Annotated in this window: 15 protein-coding genes; 3 read left to right on the top strand and 12 right to left on the bottom strand. The window is 66.3% G+C overall.

The genetic code is table 11. The annotated features are described in order from the left end of the window. The first annotated feature begins 195 nt into the window (after positions 1-195). Positions 196-501 carry a hypothetical protein gene (locus ACFV15_RS07390; RefSeq protein WP_378349317.1) on the top strand — a complete coding sequence of 102 codons (306 nt, stop codon included), beginning with the start codon at positions 196-198 and terminating at the stop codon, positions 499-501. A 70-nt stretch (positions 502-571) separates the two neighbouring features. On the opposite strand, the gene ACFV15_RS07385 is transcribed toward ACFV15_RS07390, so the two are convergent. From ACFV15_RS07385 to ACFV15_RS07375, 3 genes are read right to left on the bottom strand one after another with little or no spacing between them, the layout of a single operon-like run. Then, positions 572-2,362 (bottom strand): rhamnogalacturonan lyase, encoded by a 1,791-nt coding sequence (locus ACFV15_RS07385; RefSeq protein ID WP_378349315.1) that lies wholly within the window; start codon positions 2,360-2,362, stop codon positions 572-574. Positions 2,363-2,374: 12 nt separating this feature from the next. Further along, positions 2,375-3,391, bottom strand: a complete 1,017-nt coding sequence (locus ACFV15_RS07380) for a GDSL-type esterase/lipase family protein (RefSeq protein ID WP_378349314.1) — start codon at positions 3,389-3,391, stop codon at positions 2,375-2,377. 8 nt (positions 3,392-3,399) lie between these two features. After that, positions 3,400-4,386, bottom strand: a complete 987-nt coding sequence (locus ACFV15_RS07375; RefSeq protein ID WP_378349313.1) for a GDSL-type esterase/lipase family protein — start codon at positions 4,384-4,386, stop codon at positions 3,400-3,402. A gap of 277 nt (positions 4,387-4,663) precedes the next feature. Here ACFV15_RS07375 and ACFV15_RS07370 point away from each other — a divergent pair, with 277 nt between their 5' ends. Further along, positions 4,664-5,602: a polysaccharide lyase family 1 protein gene (locus ACFV15_RS07370; RefSeq protein ID WP_378349312.1), complete on the top strand. Its 939-nt coding sequence runs from the start codon at positions 4,664-4,666 to the stop codon at positions 5,600-5,602. Between the two features lie 200 nt (positions 5,603-5,802). Here the strand turns inward: ACFV15_RS07370 and ACFV15_RS07365 are convergent, their stop codons facing one another. Genes ACFV15_RS07365 through ACFV15_RS07355 form a run of 3 tightly spaced genes read right to left on the bottom strand, consistent with a single transcriptional unit; the run spans position 5,803 to position 8,855 of the window. Then, positions 5,803-7,089 (bottom strand): ABC transporter substrate-binding protein, encoded by a 1,287-nt coding sequence (locus ACFV15_RS07365; protein WP_378349311.1) that lies wholly within the window; start codon positions 7,087-7,089, stop codon positions 5,803-5,805. 30 nt (positions 7,090-7,119) lie between these two features. Then, complete coding sequence (locus ACFV15_RS07360) at positions 7,120-7,947, bottom strand: carbohydrate ABC transporter permease (protein WP_378349310.1); 828 nt, start codon at positions 7,945-7,947, stop codon at positions 7,120-7,122. 17 nt (positions 7,948-7,964) lie between these two features. Beyond that, complete coding sequence (locus tag ACFV15_RS07355; protein ID WP_378349309.1) at positions 7,965-8,855, bottom strand: carbohydrate ABC transporter permease; 891 nt, start codon at positions 8,853-8,855, stop codon at positions 7,965-7,967. Positions 8,856-9,105: 250 nt separating this feature from the next. Here ACFV15_RS07355 and ACFV15_RS07350 point away from each other — a divergent pair, with 250 nt between their 5' ends. After that, entirely contained in the window at positions 9,106-11,229 is a 2,124-nt protein-coding gene (locus ACFV15_RS07350) for a hypothetical protein (protein WP_378349308.1), read from the top strand. On the opposite strand, the gene ACFV15_RS07345 is transcribed toward ACFV15_RS07350, so the two are convergent. The 6 genes from ACFV15_RS07345 to ACFV15_RS07320 all read right to left on the bottom strand — a co-directional run bounded on the left by ACFV15_RS07345 (position 11,163) and on the right by ACFV15_RS07320 (position 17,813). Then, entirely contained in the window at positions 11,163-12,713 is a 1,551-nt protein-coding gene (locus ACFV15_RS07345; RefSeq protein WP_378349307.1) for a carbohydrate-binding protein, read from the bottom strand. The two genes, ACFV15_RS07350 and ACFV15_RS07345, sit on opposite strands and share 67 nt — an antisense overlap. A gap of 525 nt (positions 12,714-13,238) precedes the next feature. Then, entirely contained in the window at positions 13,239-13,817 is a 579-nt protein-coding gene (locus ACFV15_RS07340) for a hypothetical protein (RefSeq protein ID WP_378349306.1), read from the bottom strand. Positions 13,818-13,924: 107 nt separating this feature from the next. Further along, a complete protein-coding gene (locus tag ACFV15_RS07335) occupies positions 13,925-15,193 on the bottom strand; it encodes a polysaccharide lyase family 1 protein (protein WP_378349305.1) in 1,269 nt (422 codons plus the stop codon). A 48-nt stretch (positions 15,194-15,241) separates the two neighbouring features. Then, complete coding sequence (locus ACFV15_RS07330; RefSeq protein WP_378349304.1) at positions 15,242-16,168, bottom strand: PmoA family protein; 927 nt, start codon at positions 16,166-16,168, stop codon at positions 15,242-15,244. Further along, positions 16,156-17,274: a Gfo/Idh/MocA family protein gene (locus tag ACFV15_RS07325; RefSeq protein WP_378349302.1), complete on the bottom strand. Its 1,119-nt coding sequence runs from the start codon at positions 17,272-17,274 to the stop codon at positions 16,156-16,158. The genes ACFV15_RS07330 and ACFV15_RS07325 overlap by 13 nt, the downstream gene beginning before the upstream one ends. Further along, positions 17,271-17,813: a DUF624 domain-containing protein gene (locus ACFV15_RS07320; RefSeq protein WP_378349301.1), complete on the bottom strand. Its 543-nt coding sequence runs from the start codon at positions 17,811-17,813 to the stop codon at positions 17,271-17,273. Before ACFV15_RS07320 ends, ACFV15_RS07325 begins: the two co-directional genes overlap by 4 nt. Positions 17,814-17,815: the final 2 nt, after the last annotated feature.

Genomic DNA, 17,815 nt, shown 5'->3' with positions numbered 1-17,815 from the left:
CAACGATGACGCAGCCATGAGATAACCGGGCCAGGTTTCCGACATGCGAGGGAAATCATCCGCGAACCATGGAATCCGGCTTTGTGAGGGTTTCCCCCGCGCCGCTGGTCGCCGCGAGCGCCGGTCCTCTTTTCCTGTGCATACTTTGCTCAGGTCGAAACTTCCTCCAGCAAGAACGAGCAAGGGATTTGCACCATGGCTGATGTGACAACGCTGGTCCGCACCGTCGTAGCGGGCGTACTCGCCACCGCCGCTGTACTCTGCGGTGCCGCCACCGCCTCGGCTGCTACTCCGGTAAGCGAGTGGAAAATCCGCGGCGGCACCCATCAGGCACCCGATCTGGGCGACGCGCAGGCTGCGGCCGGGAACGAGATCCCCGCACTCATCGCCCAGTGCGTCGCCAAGAACGGCAGCTACGTCCGTTCCGAGGTCGCGTTCCACCAGGTTTTCGAAGGGGCAGGCTGGCAAGCCGTGGCCATCGTGACCTGCCGTCAAAACTAGCGTCGGCGCCATGTCGCCCGTCTGCCGACAGCCTTCCTGATCGGTCCTGCCGCGCACCTCGCTGAACCGTTCACATGGCAAAGCCGGGGTGTGGCGGCTGGTTGTACGCCGTGTTCTGCCAGGCGACCGCGACGCGGTACTGGCGATCCTGCATCAGCGAAGGCCGGGAGATACCGGTCGGGTCCGTCGTGGAGTAGATCCGGAGCGCCCGGTTGTCCGTCGTCGGCCAGATGACCTCCTCGCGCCAGTCCCCGAGAATGTCGGCGGACAGCGAGGGGGTCGCCTTCGTTCCGTTGTTGGAGTGCACACCCGACGCGGTCAGCAGCCGTGTGTCGCCGCCGGTGCCGTACTTGCTGATGGCCGTGCCGTCCAACAGCTCACGCTGCGCGTCACCGTCCCACCAGAGCACGAAGTTCATCGAGCCCGGCTTGCGGGCGGACACCTGAGCGCCGGTGGCCGCGCTGCGCAGCCCGCCGTCGGTGGACGACCAGATCTCCGCTCCCGGATTGCCGGACCAGATGTCGGCCGCGACACCGCGGCCGGTGTCACAACCGCAGGACGGCGCCCGATAGAGGACCTGGCCGGTCCGGGCGTCGTGCACGTCCATGGACGGGGCGCTGGTGGACTCGTGCACGGTGAACACCTCCAGGCCCGGTCGTGCCGGCACCAGGTCCCCGACATGCAGTGCGTCACCGTGACCGAAGCCCGTCCGGTACATCAGCGAGCCGTTGTCGTTGATCGTCGCCGAGCCGTAGACGATCTCGTCGCGGCCGTCACCGTCCACATCGGCCACGGACAGGTTGTGGTTGCCCTGCCCGTACGCGCCGACGTTGCTGTTGCCGGTGTCGTAGGTCCAGCGCTTCGTGAGCCGCCCGCCGCGGAAGTCCCACGCGGCGATCACCGCGCGGGTGTAATAGCCGCGCGCCATGATGATACTGGGGCGGGAACCGTCCACATAGGCCGTCGCGGCGAGGAACCGGTCCACCCGGTTGCCGTAGTTGTCACCCCACGATGACACCGTGCCACGCGGCGGGTCGTAGTCGGCGGTGGCGAGTGCCGCGCCGTCGGTGCCACGGAACACGGTCAGGAACTCCGGCCCGGTGAGGATGTAGCCGCTCGAGTTGCGGTGGTCGGCGTTCGCGTTGCCGATCACCTGGCCGGTGCCCGATCGGGTGCCGTCCGCGGTCTTCATGACCACCTCGGCCTTCCCGTCACCGTCGTAGTCGAACACCTGGAACTGGGTGTAGTGCGCGCCGGACCGGATGTTGCGGCCGAGGTCGATCCGCCACAGCCGGGTGCCGTTGAGCCGGTAGGCGTCAATGATCTGGTTGCCCGTGTACCCGGACTGCGAATTGTCCTTGGCGTTGCTGGGGTTCCACTTGAGGACGATCTCGTACTGCCCGTCACCGTCGAGGTCGCCGACGCTCGCGTCATTGGCGGCGTAGCTGTAGCTCTCCCCCGACGGCGTCGTTCCGCCCGGCGGTATCTGCAAGGGCACATCACGGGTACTCGCCTCGGCACCGGCGGCGAAGCTCAGCGACTCCTCTGACGCCGCCGCCATCCGCTCGACGCCGTCCACCACCGAACGCACGGTGTAGCGCGCGTCCGCCGGAGCGCCCTTGTCGTGATAGCTCGTCGGCCCGCTCACCTCGGCCAGCCGGACGCCGTCCCGGTAGACGGTGAACTTCACGCCGGGCGGGTCGTCCACGAGAAGCCGCCAGCTCACCCGGTTCCCGTCGGCGGCATGGACGTTGATGACCCCACGCCCGAGTTTGTCCGGCACCTGCTGGGCGGCGACACCGGCGGACGGCGCCAGAACGACGATGAGCAGGCTGGTGACAGCGACGGCGAAGGTACGCATGTGTCTCTCCGATCAGCCGAGTAGCGGGGCGAGCCGGTCGGCGATCTTGCGGTGACCGGCATCGTTCGGATGGACCTTGTCCACGGTGTCGGTGGCTTCGTTGATCCACCCGTCGGTGTTGAGGTAGCGCACCTTCGCGTCACCGGCGTCGGTCACGGATTTGACCGCGGCCTGGGTCTCCGTGACGTACCGCTTGCGGAAATTCTGCAGAGCGTAGATGGTCGCGCTGGGATATTTCGCGCGGGCGTTGTGCAGCAACGTGACGTAGGCGTCGCGGAACTGCGCCGAGGTGACGCTGTGGCCGACGTCGTTCGTACCGAGGTTGATGACCACCGCGTTGGCCTGGTACTTCGAGAAGTTCCAGTTCGGCGCGTCCGCGGCGAGGCCGGTCTTCAGGAACCGGCTGCTCATCCCGATGCAGCCGTCGGCCGCGGGATAGAGGCAGGCTCCGCCGACCGCGATCTGCGTGTGGCCGGCGCCGAGCCGCTCGCCGACCAGCCAGCCGTAGGCGGTGAGGGCCTGTTTGGACGAAAGCTGGCCGACGGTGATCGAGTCGCCGACGAACTCGATGATCCGCGACGGCATCTTGGGCGCCACCGTCCGCGCGCCGGCATCGAGGGCGACCCCGCGGAAGACCGCGTCGCCGTGGTACGAACCCGCGACCGGACGATAGGACACCCGCACCGTGTGTGTGCCCGAGGGCAGTGGTGCCGGCGTCAGGTCGACCGTGCCGCTGACGTTCTTGTAGGACACGTCAGGACCGCCATCGACGCTGGCGAAGAAGTCGATGGCGTTGCGCTGCTTCAGTTTCACCTTGGTGCCGGTGAACCCGATCAGCACGTAGGCGCCGGCCCACTCCGATACGTACGCGCTCGACGAGCGGGTGTCCCAGCGGCCGAAGTACTTGATGTTCGAGTCGGCGGGCGATCCGTCACCGGTCGCGGCCGCGGCGAGCTGCGGCGTGCCGGTGAAGGCCACCACCGCGATCATGGTCATCGCGAACAGGCGGGGTGTCGTGCTGATCGACATGAGCGCTCCTAGAGGCCGATGGCGGACCGGATGATCGACGCGAGCCGGTCGGCGACCTTCACGTGGCCTGCCTCACTGGGATGACCGTCCGTGTCTTCATAGTCGGCGCCCGCCGTCAGCCAGCCGTCGGTGTTGAGGTAGCGGACTTTGCTGTCGTTCAACGCCTTCACGGCGGCTTGAGTCTCAGCGACGTAGCGCTTCTTGAACGTCTGCATCGCGAAGATCACCGCGTTCGGGTACGTCGTGCGGACGGCACGCAGGAAAGTCGTGTACGCGGACTGGAAATTCGCCGCGGTGACACCTCGGCCCGCGTCGTTGGTGCCCAGGTTGATCACCACCGCGCTCGCCTGGTAGCGCGAGAAATCCCAGTCCGCCGTGCCCGTGCTGGACACCTTGAAGAACTGACCGCCCTGCCCGACACAGCCGCTTTGCGCCACCAGGCAGTAGCCGGAGCGCGCGATCTGCGTGTGCTTGACGCCGAGCCGTTCGCCGAGCACCCAGCCGTAGGCGTTCAACGCCTGCTTGTCCGTCAACGCGCCGAAGGTGATCGAGTCACCCACGAACTCGATCACCTTCGGCGAGAGCTGGGGGCTGACGGTCTTCGCACCGGAATCCAGTACCAGACCGAGGAAGACCGTATCGCCCGAACGATAGGAGATGCGCACCGAATGCGTGCCGGACGCCAGCGGGGTCGGCGTGAGATTCACCGTCCCGCGCACACCGGCGTAGAAGACATCCGGCTTGCCATCGACGCTGGCGTAGAAGTTCACCGCGTCCCTCGCCTTGATCTTGACCGTCGTGCCGGTGAACTTCGTCGCCAGGTAGGCGCCCGCCCAGTTCGGCACGGCCTGCGCCGAACTGTTCGTCCACCGGCCGACGTAACTGATGTTGGCGTCGGTGACGGAGCCGTCCCCGGTGGCCGCGTCGGCCTGACCGCCTGTCAAGCCGCTCACCGCGGTCGCGAGTACCAGCAAGACCCCGCGCAATTTGGACATCAGCGTCCTCCCTGGACCGGTCGCTTAATCGAAGCGTTTCGACACAATTGCCGTCGTACCCGCGCCGTTCGCCAGGCCAGCATGACATCCGGTGTGCGGCTTGGAAAGCGACTAACGTCGGCAGACAATTCAGCGTCGGCGCTTGACACCAAAGTCGAGCCTACCTACCGTCAGATCGGGAAAGCGCTTTCCCGCTCCGCTCGGATTCTCTTCCGACCCCAGTCCCCTGAAGTCGTGGAGCGGGCGTCCTTACCCCCGCTCGACGGGAGGATCACCTATGTCAACGAAGACATTCCGCACGACCGTTCTGTCCGCGGTCCTACTGACCTGCGCGGCGGTCACGGTCCAACCTGCGTCCGCTGCCTCGTTCGCCTTGACCGGCTGGGCCACCCAGGGCGGCGGGACCACCGGCGGCGGCGGCGCGGCCCCGACCACGGTCACCACGTCCTCGGCGCTGATCTCGGCGATGAAAGCCGCCGGACCCGCCGTCATCAAGGTTTCCGGGTCGATCTCCCTTTCCGGCATGCAGAAGGTCACGTCCAACAAGACGGTGATCGGCGTCGGCTCGGGCGCGACGATCACCGGCGGCGGCTTGAACATCAGCGAGTCGTCCAACGTCATCATCCGGAACCTGAACTTCAAGAACTGGTCGGACGACGGGATCAACGTCCAATACTCGACCAGGGTCTGGATCGATCACAACACCTTCTCGAACGGCTACGACGGCGCGGTCGACATCAAGCGCGCGTCGGACTACGTCACGGTGTCGTGGAACAAGTTCTTCTCGCACAACAAGACAATGCTGCTCGGGCACAGCGACGACAACGGTGGTGAGGACCGCGGCAAACTGCGCGTGACGTACCACCACAACTGGTTCGCGGGCACGAACCAGCGCCACCCGCGGGTGCGGTTCGGCAACCCCGTCCACGTCTACAACAACTACTACGCGAGCGTCAGCGGCTACGGCGTCGCGTCCACCAAGGAAGCGGGCGTCCTCGTGGAGGGCAACTACTTCGAGAACACCAAGGACCCGTTCCACCGCGGCGAGGGCGACTCGCCGGCCGCGAACCTGGTCGCACGCAGCAACCAGTTCGTCAACTCCGGCGCCGGTGCCGCCGGCGGCAGTGTGAAGAGCATCCCGTACTCATACACCATGGACTCCGCCTCCTCGGTGAAGTCCACCGTGAGCGGCGGCGCCGGCACCGGCAAGATCTAGCCGCAGGGGTCGTGGGGTTTTGTGGGGGGGGGGGGGGGGGGGCACCCCACCCAAACAACCCACCACCCGCCGGGGGCCGCGCCCCCGCCCCTCCATCCTGCCGGGGGGTGGGGGCGGGGGTCTGGCCCTCTCCCCCCCCCGCCCCCAAACACTCACGACCTCCGTCCGCCGGGACTGGCCTCGGATGCGCTCGCTGGCGGCTACTTCGCTTCGGTGAGGGCGGTTTTCGCCTCGCTGAAGAACTGGGTCACGCCCGCGCTGATCGACACCTTGCCGAAAGCGATCTGCTTGGCCGCGGACTCGAGCGCCGTCTTCACGTCGCCGTAGCCAGGTGGCGCGGCCGGTGCGGCGGGCAATGCGTCCTTGGCGACCTGCGCGGCCACGTACTGGCCGTAATCCACGTCCGCGTTCTCGCTCGCCGTGATCGAGGGCGCGAGCGTCTTCCTGGCCTTTTCCGACGGCGGAAGCCCGCGCTGCAGCCCCATGGTCTTGATCGCGTCGACGTCGTTGAGGAAGAAGTCGATCAGCTTAGCCGCGCTCGCCGGGTTCCGGCTCTTGACCGGGATGCTCAACAGCACACCACCGCTGAGCGCCTGCCCGCTCTTGCCGTCGGCCCCGCGCGGCGCCACGACCACCTTGAGGTTGTGCTGGGTCAGTGGCTGCATCTGCGCCAGGCCCCAGCCGGTGGTCAGCGCGACCTGGCCCGCGATCAGCGGATGGTTTCCGGTCGCGGCGTCGACGTTGGCCAGCAAGGTCGGCGGGCAGACCGCGCCGGACTTACGCAGGCCGTCCCAGAAGGTGAACCACTCGGTCAGCTCGTCCGGTCCGAAGCCCAGCGCCTGGTCGGCGGTGTAAAGATCCTTGCCGCGCTGGCGCAGCCAGGGCTGGAGCGCGCCGGAGTCGTCCTTTGACGCGTCCACCGCGCCGAAGTGGTCGGGACCCCATGCCTTCGCGATCTGACCGGCGATCTCACCGAACTGGGCCCACGTCCAGTCGTCGGACGGCACGGGGATCTGAAGCTGGTCGAGTACCGTCTTGTCGTAGATCACCGGGGCGAAGCCCGAACCGGACGGCACGCCGTAGGTCTTGCCCTTGACCACGCCTGCCGACCGCACGGCCGGATAGAGCGTGTCGAGGCCGATCGTCGTGGGCACATGGGTCCCCAGGTCGGTCAGCACGCCACGCCCGGCATAGGTGCTCACGAGCGCGGTGTCCATCTGGAACAGATCCGGCGGGTTGCCGCCCGCGAACTCGGTGTTCAGCTTGTCGAAGTAGCCGTCGTAGCCCGAATACTGTGTGGTGACGGCGATCCCGGTCTTCTGGGTGAAGATCTTCACCGCGTTCTGGTAGGCCTCGTTACGAGCGTTGCCGCCCCACCAGCGAAAGGTCAGCGACTTGCTCGCGTCTTCAGGAGGCGCGAACCCGCAACCCGCGAGCGTGACGGCGGCGATCCCGAGGAATCCCCTCCTGGAAAACTGGTGGGACATGAATGGCTCACTTTCTGCGAAAGAGACTAATCAGCCTTTGATCCCGGTGTTCGCCACGCCCTCGACCAGCCGCTTCTGGCACACCAGGAACACGAGGACGGTTGGCACGAGTGTCACGACCGACATCGCGAGCATGCCGCCGTAGCTGGACCCGCTCGCCCGGTCGATGAACGAGTTCAGTCCCAAGGGGACGGTGTACCGGGTCTTGTCGGAGAGGTAGACCAACTGACGCAGAAAGTCGTTGAAGGTCCAGATGAACGTGAGGACCGCGGTCGTGAGCAGCGCCGGGCGCAGCAGCGGCAGGATGACGGAGCGGAAGACGCGCGCGTGACCGGCGCCGTCGATCGCCGCCGCTTCGTCCAGCTGGCGGGGAATGCCCCTGATGAACTGCACGAGCAGGAAGATGAAGAACGAATCGAACGCGAGCAGCTGGGGCACCACCAGCGGCAGGAAGGTGTTCACCCAGTTCAGCTTGTAGAAGATCGTGTACTGCGGGATCATCGTGGCCTGGAACGGGAGCATCAGCGTGCCCAGCATCAGCCCGAACCACACCCTCCGCAGCGTGAAGTCCAGTCGCGCGAAGGCATAGGCGGCGAGTGAGCACGATACGACGTTGCCCACGACGACGCAGACCGCGATCGTCGCGGAATTGGCCAGGTAGACCGTGAACGACGTGCCGGTCGCCGTCCAGCCGCCCACGTAGTTGTCCACCGTGAAGCCCCACGGGAACGGGTTCAGTGTGCTGAAGATCTGGTTCTCCGGCTTGAACGACGCACCGACCAGCCACACCAGCGGATAGATCATCACGACGACACAGCCGAGCAGCAACACGTGCGCCCGCCAGTGGTTGCGCGACATCTCGCTCCTTTCGTGGGTCATTCGGCATAGGTGACCCAGCGTCGCGACAACGCGAAGTACACCGCCGTGAACACGCCGATCACCGCGAACAGCACCCAGGCCATGGCGGACGCGTATCCCATTTGGAGGCTCGTGAAGCCCTTCCGGTACAGGTAAAGCGTGTAGAGCATGGTCGAGTCGATCGGCCCACCGGAACCACCGCTGACCACGTAGGCCGGGGTGAACGTCTGGAAGGCGTTGATCGTCTCCAGCACCACGTTGAAGAAGATCACCGGCGACAGCATCGGGACGGTGATCCGAAAGAACATCCGTATCCGGCCTGCGCCGTCCAGCTCGGCCGCCTCGTACAGCTCCTTCGGGATCTGCTTGAGCCCGGCGAGGAAGATGAGCATCGGCGTGCCGAACTGCCATGCCGAAAGCAGGATCAGTGTCCAGAGCGCGAACCGCGGGTCACCGATCCAGTCGGCGCCGCGAACGCCGAACCAGCCGAGCACCTGGTTGAGCAGGCCCTGCTGGGAGAAGATTTGCCGCCACATCACCGAAACCGCGACGCTGGCGCCGAGCAGCGATGGCAGGTAGAACACCGACCGGTAGAAGCCGAGCGCGCGCAGCCCGCGGTTCAGCGCGACCGCGACGAGTAGCGCGGCCGCGAGCTTCAACGGCACCGAGAACACGACGTACTGCAGCGTGACCTTGACCGACTGCAGGAACTTCTCGTCGCCCAGCATCGCGAGGTAGTTGGCGAAACCGATCCAGCGAGGGGCGCTGAGCAGGTCGAACTTCGTCAGCGACAGATAGAGCGAATAGCCCATCGGGACAAGCACGAAGCCGAAGAGGCCGAGAAGCCACGGCGTGAGGAACGCATAAGCGACCCTGTTCTCACGCTTCGGCTTCCGAGTTTCTCGCATCGGCGCTCCTGGGACGTCGGTGTCGCGCGGTTCCGGAGATTTCCGTCCCAGGGAAAGTGGAAACGCTTTCGCCGGACTGTAGGGAGACGCCGAAACAGTGTCAATGTATTCGACGATTTCGACAGTCGATGGACGAGTTCACCCGGCTTGATCCACTACCATTGACAACAAGACCGCTCGGTTTGTTTACTGGCCAATGGAATTGCGGGTCCCAGCCGCGTGTCCGCCCTATGTCCCCGAGAGGAACTCCTTGACGGCACAGAACTTCGGCGCACCGGTCGGACTGGACATCGGTGACACGAAGACCCATCTGCTCGCCACCGTGGACTCCGAGGTCTTCCTGCCAAGCCAGCACGCCTGCCTGCACGAAATCCCTGACGACCACGAGCGGCTCGACAAGATGCTCGCCGAAGCGGCGCGCACGGCGCTCACCCATCAGCAGCCGGACGGCAACTTCGAAGACCCGGGTGCCGACGACGACATCGGCGACATGGGACTCGGTGTCGTCTCGCTGCTGTGCCTGGCGTGGCACCGCGAACCCGAGCGCGTCGAGCCGGACTCCGTCCGCCGAGGGCTGGATTTCTTTCTGCGCCATCGGGTCTTCCGTACCGACAACCCCGGCGAACCGTTCCTCCGGCTCCGCCACAGTGGACTGCCCTACGCCCGCTACCTGCCTGGCGAAGGCGAGCATCCTTTCGGCGACTGGCCAAGCACGGTCTGGGCGCTCCTGCACGCGGTCAACGTTCTCGAACTCGGCCGTGGCCTGCTCACCACGGTCCAGTACGCCGAGCTGACCAAGGTCGCGGTCGGGTACTGGCACTGGCTCACCGAAGCCAGTCTGTTCAACCCCCAGCAGACGGCCAACCAGGCGATCGGCGCCGTCGCCGCGGGCCTGATGCTCGGCGATCGCCTGTGCGCGCTGTCCCGCACCAGGGAAGGCCGCGACCTCAGCGCGGCCGCGATGCGCTGGTACACCGACGTGATCCGGCCCGCCCGCGTCTTCGACCGTGGATTCGCGCTCCCGGTGGAGCACGGCGGCGGGCACGACCAGAACTACCTTCCGATCTCGCTGTCCTTCCTGGCCCAAGCTCACCGGGTCACCGGAGATCGGCTCTTTCTCGAAGACGGCATCGAGATCGCCCGCCACCTCGAGTGCAGGCTGTCCGCCCGCGGCTTCGACTACGGCGGCCCCCGCTACAGCGAGCAGCACGTCGGCGCCGAAGGCATGCTGGGCCTGCGCTACTTCAGCGGCCGGATCCAAGCCGACCTCGGCCGCTACCTCGGCGATCGGCGGGTCACGTACTACCCTGCCGCGGCCACCGGCGCGCCCAGCGGCCACTTCGCCTTCACCACCGTCTGGCTGTGCCAAGACGACACCGAGTGGTTTCGTGGCGACGAAAAGCCCGTCATCACCACGCATTCCTTGCGTGGCACGAGCGCGTCGATCTCCTTCACGAGTGCCTTCACGCCGTATCTGATCGACGCAGCCGGCACGGCGGTCATCGAGTCCGTCGCCGATCGCCAGCACGGCATCGGGCCACTGCTCGAGTACGCCGACGGCACATCACTGCTCCTCACCCGGCCGCTCGGCCCTACCCGCACCCGTGACGCACGGGCAGGCGGTCTCGTCGCCAAGCTGGTGACGAAAGCGGTCGTCACCAGGGAACAGTCGATGCTCAGCGTCCAGCAACTCGCCGTCTGCGACGGGCAGCGGATCACCTTGGTCACCGTGGTCCCCCGCGCCGCGCTCCCCGCCGACGCGCGGCTGAGCCTGCTGGCCGGGCTCCCCTATGCCGAAGCCGACGGGGAGCGGCAGCGCAGAATCCGGACCGTGGCGGCCCCCTCGGGCATGCCGTTCGATTTGGACGTCCCGTACGCGGCTCTGGACACCGGCGGAGCGCTGCTCGCCGGGAGCCTCCTGATCAGCTCCGGCTCTGGTATGCGGGTGATCAACCCGGCGCCTGGCGCCACCCACTTCACCACGGGCCTCACCCAAGAGGAAATGGCGTTCTCCCTGGCCGACGACCCGCGCGGCTACGGAAATCCCGACAGCGGCTGGCAGCGGGTGACGGAGACCAACCGGCTGCTCGCCGATCCGCTGCCCGGCACGCCGCCGGAGGTCGCCGTGTTCGCCGTGCGCTACGGCCCGCCGGCCGACGGGCCATTCCGGGCCGCCGTGAACGCCACCCCCGGGCGCCTGCTCGTCAGCACGGACGAGTTCTCGGCGCTGATCGGGGACCCGGCGGGTGACGCCAACGGCGAACCGTTCCTCCGGCTGCGAGTGCCGCACACGACCCGACCGGATCGTCAGCCGCCAAAGCTGACCACGAGGCGGCCGTCCGCGGCGAAGGACCACTTCAGTGCCCCGGAATAGCCGGCGCAGCGCGAACCGTTCGTGCCGGTCCAGAACTGGTTCGAGCCGTCGGCGTCCCCGACGACCTTGTCGTTCGATCCGCTGCCGCCGCGACACGAGACGTTGTTCCGGAACACCGAAGTGCCGCCGTCGAACGAGAAGTTGCGCTGATCGTTGTCGATCGCCACGTTGCCCGACACCGACATGGTGCCGAGGTTGCGGTTGTAGGTGAACCCGTGCTTCCCGTTGTCGTAGGCGATGTTCCGCCGGATGAGGTGGTCGACCCCGATGTCCTCACCGCCGAGTTTGTAGCCGTTGCGGTCGCCGTTCCCTGCCTGCGAACCGTCGGTGAGCGTGCCGTTCTTGTAGGACAGCGAATCCTCGATGGTCACCGCGCCGATGGGACCGGTTTCCGTCTTGGTGTAGAGGTCCCAGCCATCGTCGATGTTGTTGTGGGAGACGGTGTAGCGGAACACGTTGCCCGTGCCCACGGTGAGCTTCGCGGCGAAACCGTCGGCGTCCTCGCCGTCCGAGTCGGCGTTGTCGTGCGATTCCGAGCTCAGCACGAGGTTGTTGGCCGGCCACTGGTCTTTCGGGGTGCTGGACAGTGCCCGCGAAATCTGCAGCCCCGAGTCGCGGTTGAACCGGGTGACCGTACGCTCGAAGATGTTGTTGCTGCCACCGACGAAGATTCCGTTGTCACCGGCGCGCTGGACGACGATGCCATAGATGTGCCAGAACGATCCGTTCACGGCAAGTCCGCGGTTCGCGGGATCTTCGGTCATGGCCGAGAAGTTCAGCACCGGGGTCTCACCTTGATAGGCGGCCAGCCGCTTACGGGCGCTCGCCGTGCCGTTGTTGCCGGTCGCGATGGTGACCGTCTGCGTGTGGTTGTAGGTTCCGCCGCGCAGGTAAATCGTTCCACCGGCCGGTATCCGGGTGATCGCCGAAGTCAGTGTCGTCGGGTCCGCCGGTGTCCCGCTCGCGCCGTCCTTGCCGTTCGGTGCCACGTACAGCGCGTTGGCCGACGGCACCTCGCCCGTCTCGAGGTCGAGGTAGTCGAGGTTGGGCAGGCCACCCGAATCGGTCGGGCTGATCCGGATCGCAGCACTGCCCGCCGGCAGCGGAACCGTCAGTGACTTCGTCGCCCAAGTGGACCATGCGCCCGTCGCACCGAACACGACGGAGTGCACCTTCGTGCCGTTGACGAGAATGTCAGCGGACCGACCGCTCGAGGTGCCATTGGCGTACCTCATCGCGAGCGTCGCATTGCCCGCGGAAGACACGCTGACGGTGAACTGGGCGTAGGCGCCAGTCGCGTTGTTTCCGTTGCAGAAACCGGAACCGGAGTAACCGGGCCAGTTCGTGTCGATGGTGCCCGTGCAGACGGCAGGCGAGGTCTCAGTCTCGTAGCGAACCGGAGCGGCCATCGCCGTGGCCGGTGTGACGACAAGTCCGGCGGTCAGTGCGGCGCCGGCAGCGGTGACGGCGAGTTTCGTTCTCATCGGTTTTCTCCCAAGTGGTCGACGAGCAGGCCTGCCGCCAAGCGCACCCGGTTACGTCGACCGACCGGGTCGCCTGCGCAGGAGGTACGGGAACCGTGCGCGTCGGGAACTTCGCCCGGCGCGGTCCTCGTCTTCGCTGATCGTGTCCCAGCCTAGGAAAGCGCTTTCCCACCGTCAAGGACCGCAGGTGTCGCGGACGACTATTGAGGGAAACTCGAACGCCGCGTCGGGGACAAGCGTGAATTCACTTGCTTCCCCAGTGCCGGTGTTCGGCGCGACCAGGTGTCTGGCCACGCCGAAACACCTCAATCAACCATCCACAAAGGACCACATGCGACCGTTTTGCCCCTTAGTGTCGTATTCACACGCGTTTCCGGGCGTCCCGGACGGTACGAACGCGGCCTATGTGTCGCTCACCGCCACAAAAGTGGCTTTTGTGCGTTAACTACCCAGCATTGAAACCGAGTTGGGTCAGGGAGGCCCTCACTCAACTCGGCTTCGGGGTCGCGACACCCCACGAGTGGCTCAGGTCATGTCCTGGACGGTCATCGTCGACAGGCCCTGGACGGTGAAGTCGTTCACCGCGGGCACCATGTTGGGTAAGGTCTCGATGATGACGTTGAACTCGTAGAAGATGTCCTTCCGCATCCCGGTGCACACGTCGCCCGGGTGCGTACCGGATGCGAATTCGAAGAGCATCCTGTCACCCCTGGGAACGTGCAGCTTGCCACTCGCGCCGATCTCAGCGAGCCACTTGCCGCAGTCCAGCGCGCTCACCTCGGCACGAGGAGGGCCCTGGAAGGTCCGCGCAAAGCTGTTCTTCTTCACCTGATCGGTAATCAGAGGACACTTCTTGTTCTTGGTGTAGTTCACGCCGACCGCGCGCTTGACTTTGGGGTTGGTGTACGCATTCGCACCATCCTTGCGCGCGACAATCGTGCGAACATTTTCTCCGGTGATGTTCTCGCCGTAGAAGCAGACTCGACGTCCGGTCACGGCGTCCGCCGCGGGAGCCGTGACGACCACCGACGAGCCGAATACGATGGCAAGCATCAGCGGCACGGTCAGCTTGACACGACGTCGCAACAGAGCAGTACTCGTCATTATCACACCCTATTCATTCCTTGGGGTCCATTCTGACACCCGGCGGGTAGGCTACTCGGCCGACGACGAGATCCGGCCCCTGCGTATCAAATTCCGAATAGCGCGGATCAGCGATTCCGGCCGACGCCCGCATGCACGCGGACCCGCAGCGGGACGAGCGCGGTCGGGTACACCCGCGGCGCGAGAGTGGGCGTCCAGCCGACATCGACACCCAGGTCAGGGTCATAAACAGCATTGTGCTCCGCGACCACGTCCACCGGACGCCAGTTCATCAACGTGCCCGTGGCGTGCAGTGCCGTGCCTTTCCACCATTTCGCGAACGTTCCGGGCATGACACCACGACCGACCTGAAAGAAGTTATTCTCGGCATAAATCTTCGATTCGATGCCGATTCCCCATGAGTATTCGTACGAATTCGTGAAAGGCACGACATATAGGTTGTTATACACGTGAACCTGCCCATAGCGGACGCGAGGCACACGTGAGCCGAGGTTCTCGAAGAGGTTGTGGTGCATCGTGACGCGCAGCTTCCCCACGTCGTAGGTCGGGCGGTCGGTGTTGCCGATCAGGATCGACTTGTCGTGGTCGTGGAAGTTGTTGTAGGACAACGTGACCAGGTCGGAACCGTTGACCACGTCGAGCAGCCCGTCGTGCACCTCGTACTTACGTCCGAAGTAGACAGGCTGCGAGGTGTTGCCGCCGTCGCTGAACTCGCAGCCGTCGACCCAGACGTGCGTGGCACCGGTCAGCACCAGGTTGTCGTACTCGGAGTTCCAGTTGCCGGTGTCGCCGTCTGTCGGGTCCCATTGCGGAAAGCAGTCGTAGGCGTCCTCGAACCGCAGGTTGCGGATGATCACGTTGTCCGCACCCGACACTCGGAGCGTCAGGCCGAGCATCGTCGCATCGTCACCGAGGCCGACGATCGTGGTGTTCGACTTGACGGGTACCACCACCCGCTTCGCCTGATTGGCCTGCGATCTCGCGCGGGCTTCCTCGAGCGGTCCGGCTGGATCGGTCCTGCCCCAGGTGGCCGGGTCATACTGGGCCAGGTACGCGGCCAGGCTGTAGCCGGGGTCCGCGTACTGGTCGCAGCCAAGCGGGCGGTCGAGGTCGTCGGTGTTGCCCTCGATCGTGCCGCGAACGTAGACGATCTTCGATTCGGTGTCGGCGAGTGCCGCGACGAGCTCGGCGCGATTGTCCACTGTGTACACGTGGTCGCGGGTGGCCGGCGAACCTCCGGTCGTGCCGGTGGTCGCGGCCGCCCAGCCGTCGCGCGCGCCGAGTGTCTGCCTGCCGAGATGCCCGGAGTCGGCACTCGCTTGACCTGCTGACAAGAGCATGACGGCGGTGACCGTCGAGAGTAGCTTGACCAGCATCGGCTGTTCTCCTTTGTTCGAACGTGACGCGCGAACGGAGACTTCGGTTCAGCCCCAGCGGGCAGCGATGCGAGTGGCGATGTACTTCTCGATCCGCTCGGGCTCCCAGCTACCGTCCGCGACGATCGCGTGGTGGGTGAGGTCGATCCGGCCGCCGGGCTCGAGCGGCAACGGTTCGTGGAAGGTCGTCGCGAAACTGACCACGGGGAACGGTTCAGTCCGGACGTACCAGGGTGTCGGATGACGGACATTGGCCGGGCAGTCGACGAAGACCAGCGTGGAATGGCGAAGGCTGATGTCGTGCTGTCCGGTGTAGGCGAGCCACGGCGCACGGCCGCCCATCGCGCTGTCACCGGGAACTCCGGTCGACGAGAACGCCGTCCCGCCGACGAATGACCGCGGGCCACGCCAGAACAGGCCGCCGTATCCCGCCGTCGGCCTGCCTTCCGTCGCCGGGCTGCCCCATTCGAGCAGGCGGTCACTTGTGTTACACAGACTCGTTTTCCACGTAAGCAACCAAGAACCGTCACACAGGTCGACGTCGCTCAGTTCGATCGACCGGTCTTCGGTCAGCCAGCACTCCCCCGCGCGCGTCTCCCACACCAGACTGTGCCGCAGCTCGGCGAGGCCGCTCGCACAGTGAGTTCGCTGCCACCGCAGGTGCCGGATCGAACCATTGTTGTCCAGCTCGGTGTATCCCTGTCCGCGCACGTAGGTCCGACCGCCCCAGAAGTTCTCGCCGGACAGGTTCGCCGCGGTGAACTGCAGGCCGTTGTGCCAGGGATGGTCATGCGGCCGGACCGCGGTGACGACGTCGCCCGCCGTGGTACGCAATGGATGCAGATAGGGCTTGGGTGAGTCCGGCCGCGGAGTGTCCGGCTCGACGACGTACTCGGCGAGCTCGACGGCACCGGCGCTCACCCGCACGCCGCCGGGACCGGTCTCCAGCCGCAACTCCTCGTTCACGACGCCCATGGCACACCCAGCTCGGAGTAGAGCAGCATCTCGTCGGCCGCGGTTTCCACGGACTCGGCGATCCGGTCCACCACGTACCGGCGTTCCGTACCCTCGTCGGCGGTGCCCACCCAAGCGGGCGGGATGGACTTCGGTCCCGGATGGTCACGCACGGCCTGCACGAACGCGGTGAACGCGCGCGTGTGCGCCAGCGGGGCCGCGAGCGGGGTCTTGTCCCTGACGTGCGTGACCAGATCGCGCAGCAGGCCGATCGGGAGGCCGAGTGGCACCGGCCGTCCGTTGATCTCCAGCATGTTCGTCCGGTACCACCACCTGGCCTTGCCCTGGGTGCCGTGCACCACCACGTACGGCTCGACCTCGTCGTCCGCGCAGAGCGTGGCCGCGGCGACGACCTCGATCCCGCCGTCGAAGAGCAGCCGGGCGGCGGCGGTGTCGTCAGCCTCGATCTGGCGGGCGTGGTACAGCTCGACCTCGATCGCCCGTGGCAGTGTGCTCGCCTGGCCCGTCACCAGTATCGCGGTGGCGACGGCGTGCGCGAACGGGTTCGTCAACGAACCGTCCACAACGGACACTCCGTTCAGCTGCCTTCGGCCTGCCCAGGCGTTTCGCCCGTAGTAGGCGTCACGGCGGATCCACGCACCGGCGGCGCCGACCCCGGTCAGCGCACCGATCGCGCCATCGCCGATGGCCGCGCGCAGCGTCGGCAACGCTCGCGAGCCGAAGCTTTGGAAGCCGACCTGACAGGACACTCCGGCGCGCTCGGCACAGCCCGCGAGCTGCGCGAAGGCGTCGAGGTCGAGCACGGGCGGCTTCTCGACCAGCACGTGGCACCCGGCGGCGAGCGCCGTGAGCGCGACCATCAGGTGCGTGTGCGGCGGGGTCGCCACGATCGCGATGTCAGGAGTGGCGCGCTCCAGCAGTTGCTGGGCGTCGGTGAAGACCAGGGTGCCCGACGGCAGTATCCCGATGGCCTCTGCCGAGGGTTCGCGCACGTCACAGACACCGGCGAGGACGATCTCGGCCCGGTCGTGCAGCGCACGGGCTCGTCGCAGGTGGACCTCCGCGTAGCCGGAGGTGCCGAACACGACGACCTTCGGCGGCGTCACCGCGTGGTCCCGACAGCGGCGAGCGTGAGCGGGCCTGCCACCAGCATCAGCATCAGCGGCTGCATCCACACGAGCACACCGGCGGTCACCACGGCACCGCCGAGCAGCGCCGACCCGCGAATGTCCATGCCGATCCGCGCGGCGGCACGCAACGCGGGCAGCCATCCATTGTGGACAGCCACACCGGCACACGTGCGCAGCGCCACCAGTGCCAACACGACCAGCAACACCGGCAGCGCGAACAAAAGCAGGCGCCCGCCGGGAATTCCGGCGCCGAGCAGCGCCATGTCGACGCTCAGCGCCACCACCAGTGCCACCACGCCGAGTGAGAACGGGATTCCGCCGCGCAACCTGCGCAGGAATTCTTCCCGGAACACCCCGAACATCGGCGGTGAGTCACCGTCGCGCCATCGGCTCACCACCCGGCAGCCGGCCGCGAACGCCGGTGCGGCCGTGACCACGGGGAGCGAAGCCACGCACACCAGCATGCCGAGCTGGAGACAGTCGGCGAACGCCGTCAGCCGATCGCGCCACATCACGA

The sequence above is a fragment of the Amycolatopsis sp. NPDC059657 genome, assembly GCF_042734395.1.
Taxonomy (GTDB): Bacteria; Actinomycetota; Actinomycetes; order Mycobacteriales; family Pseudonocardiaceae; genus Amycolatopsis.
The sequence above is the reverse complement of the archived record's forward strand: the minus strand, read 5'-3'. Positions and strand labels throughout refer to the sequence as shown.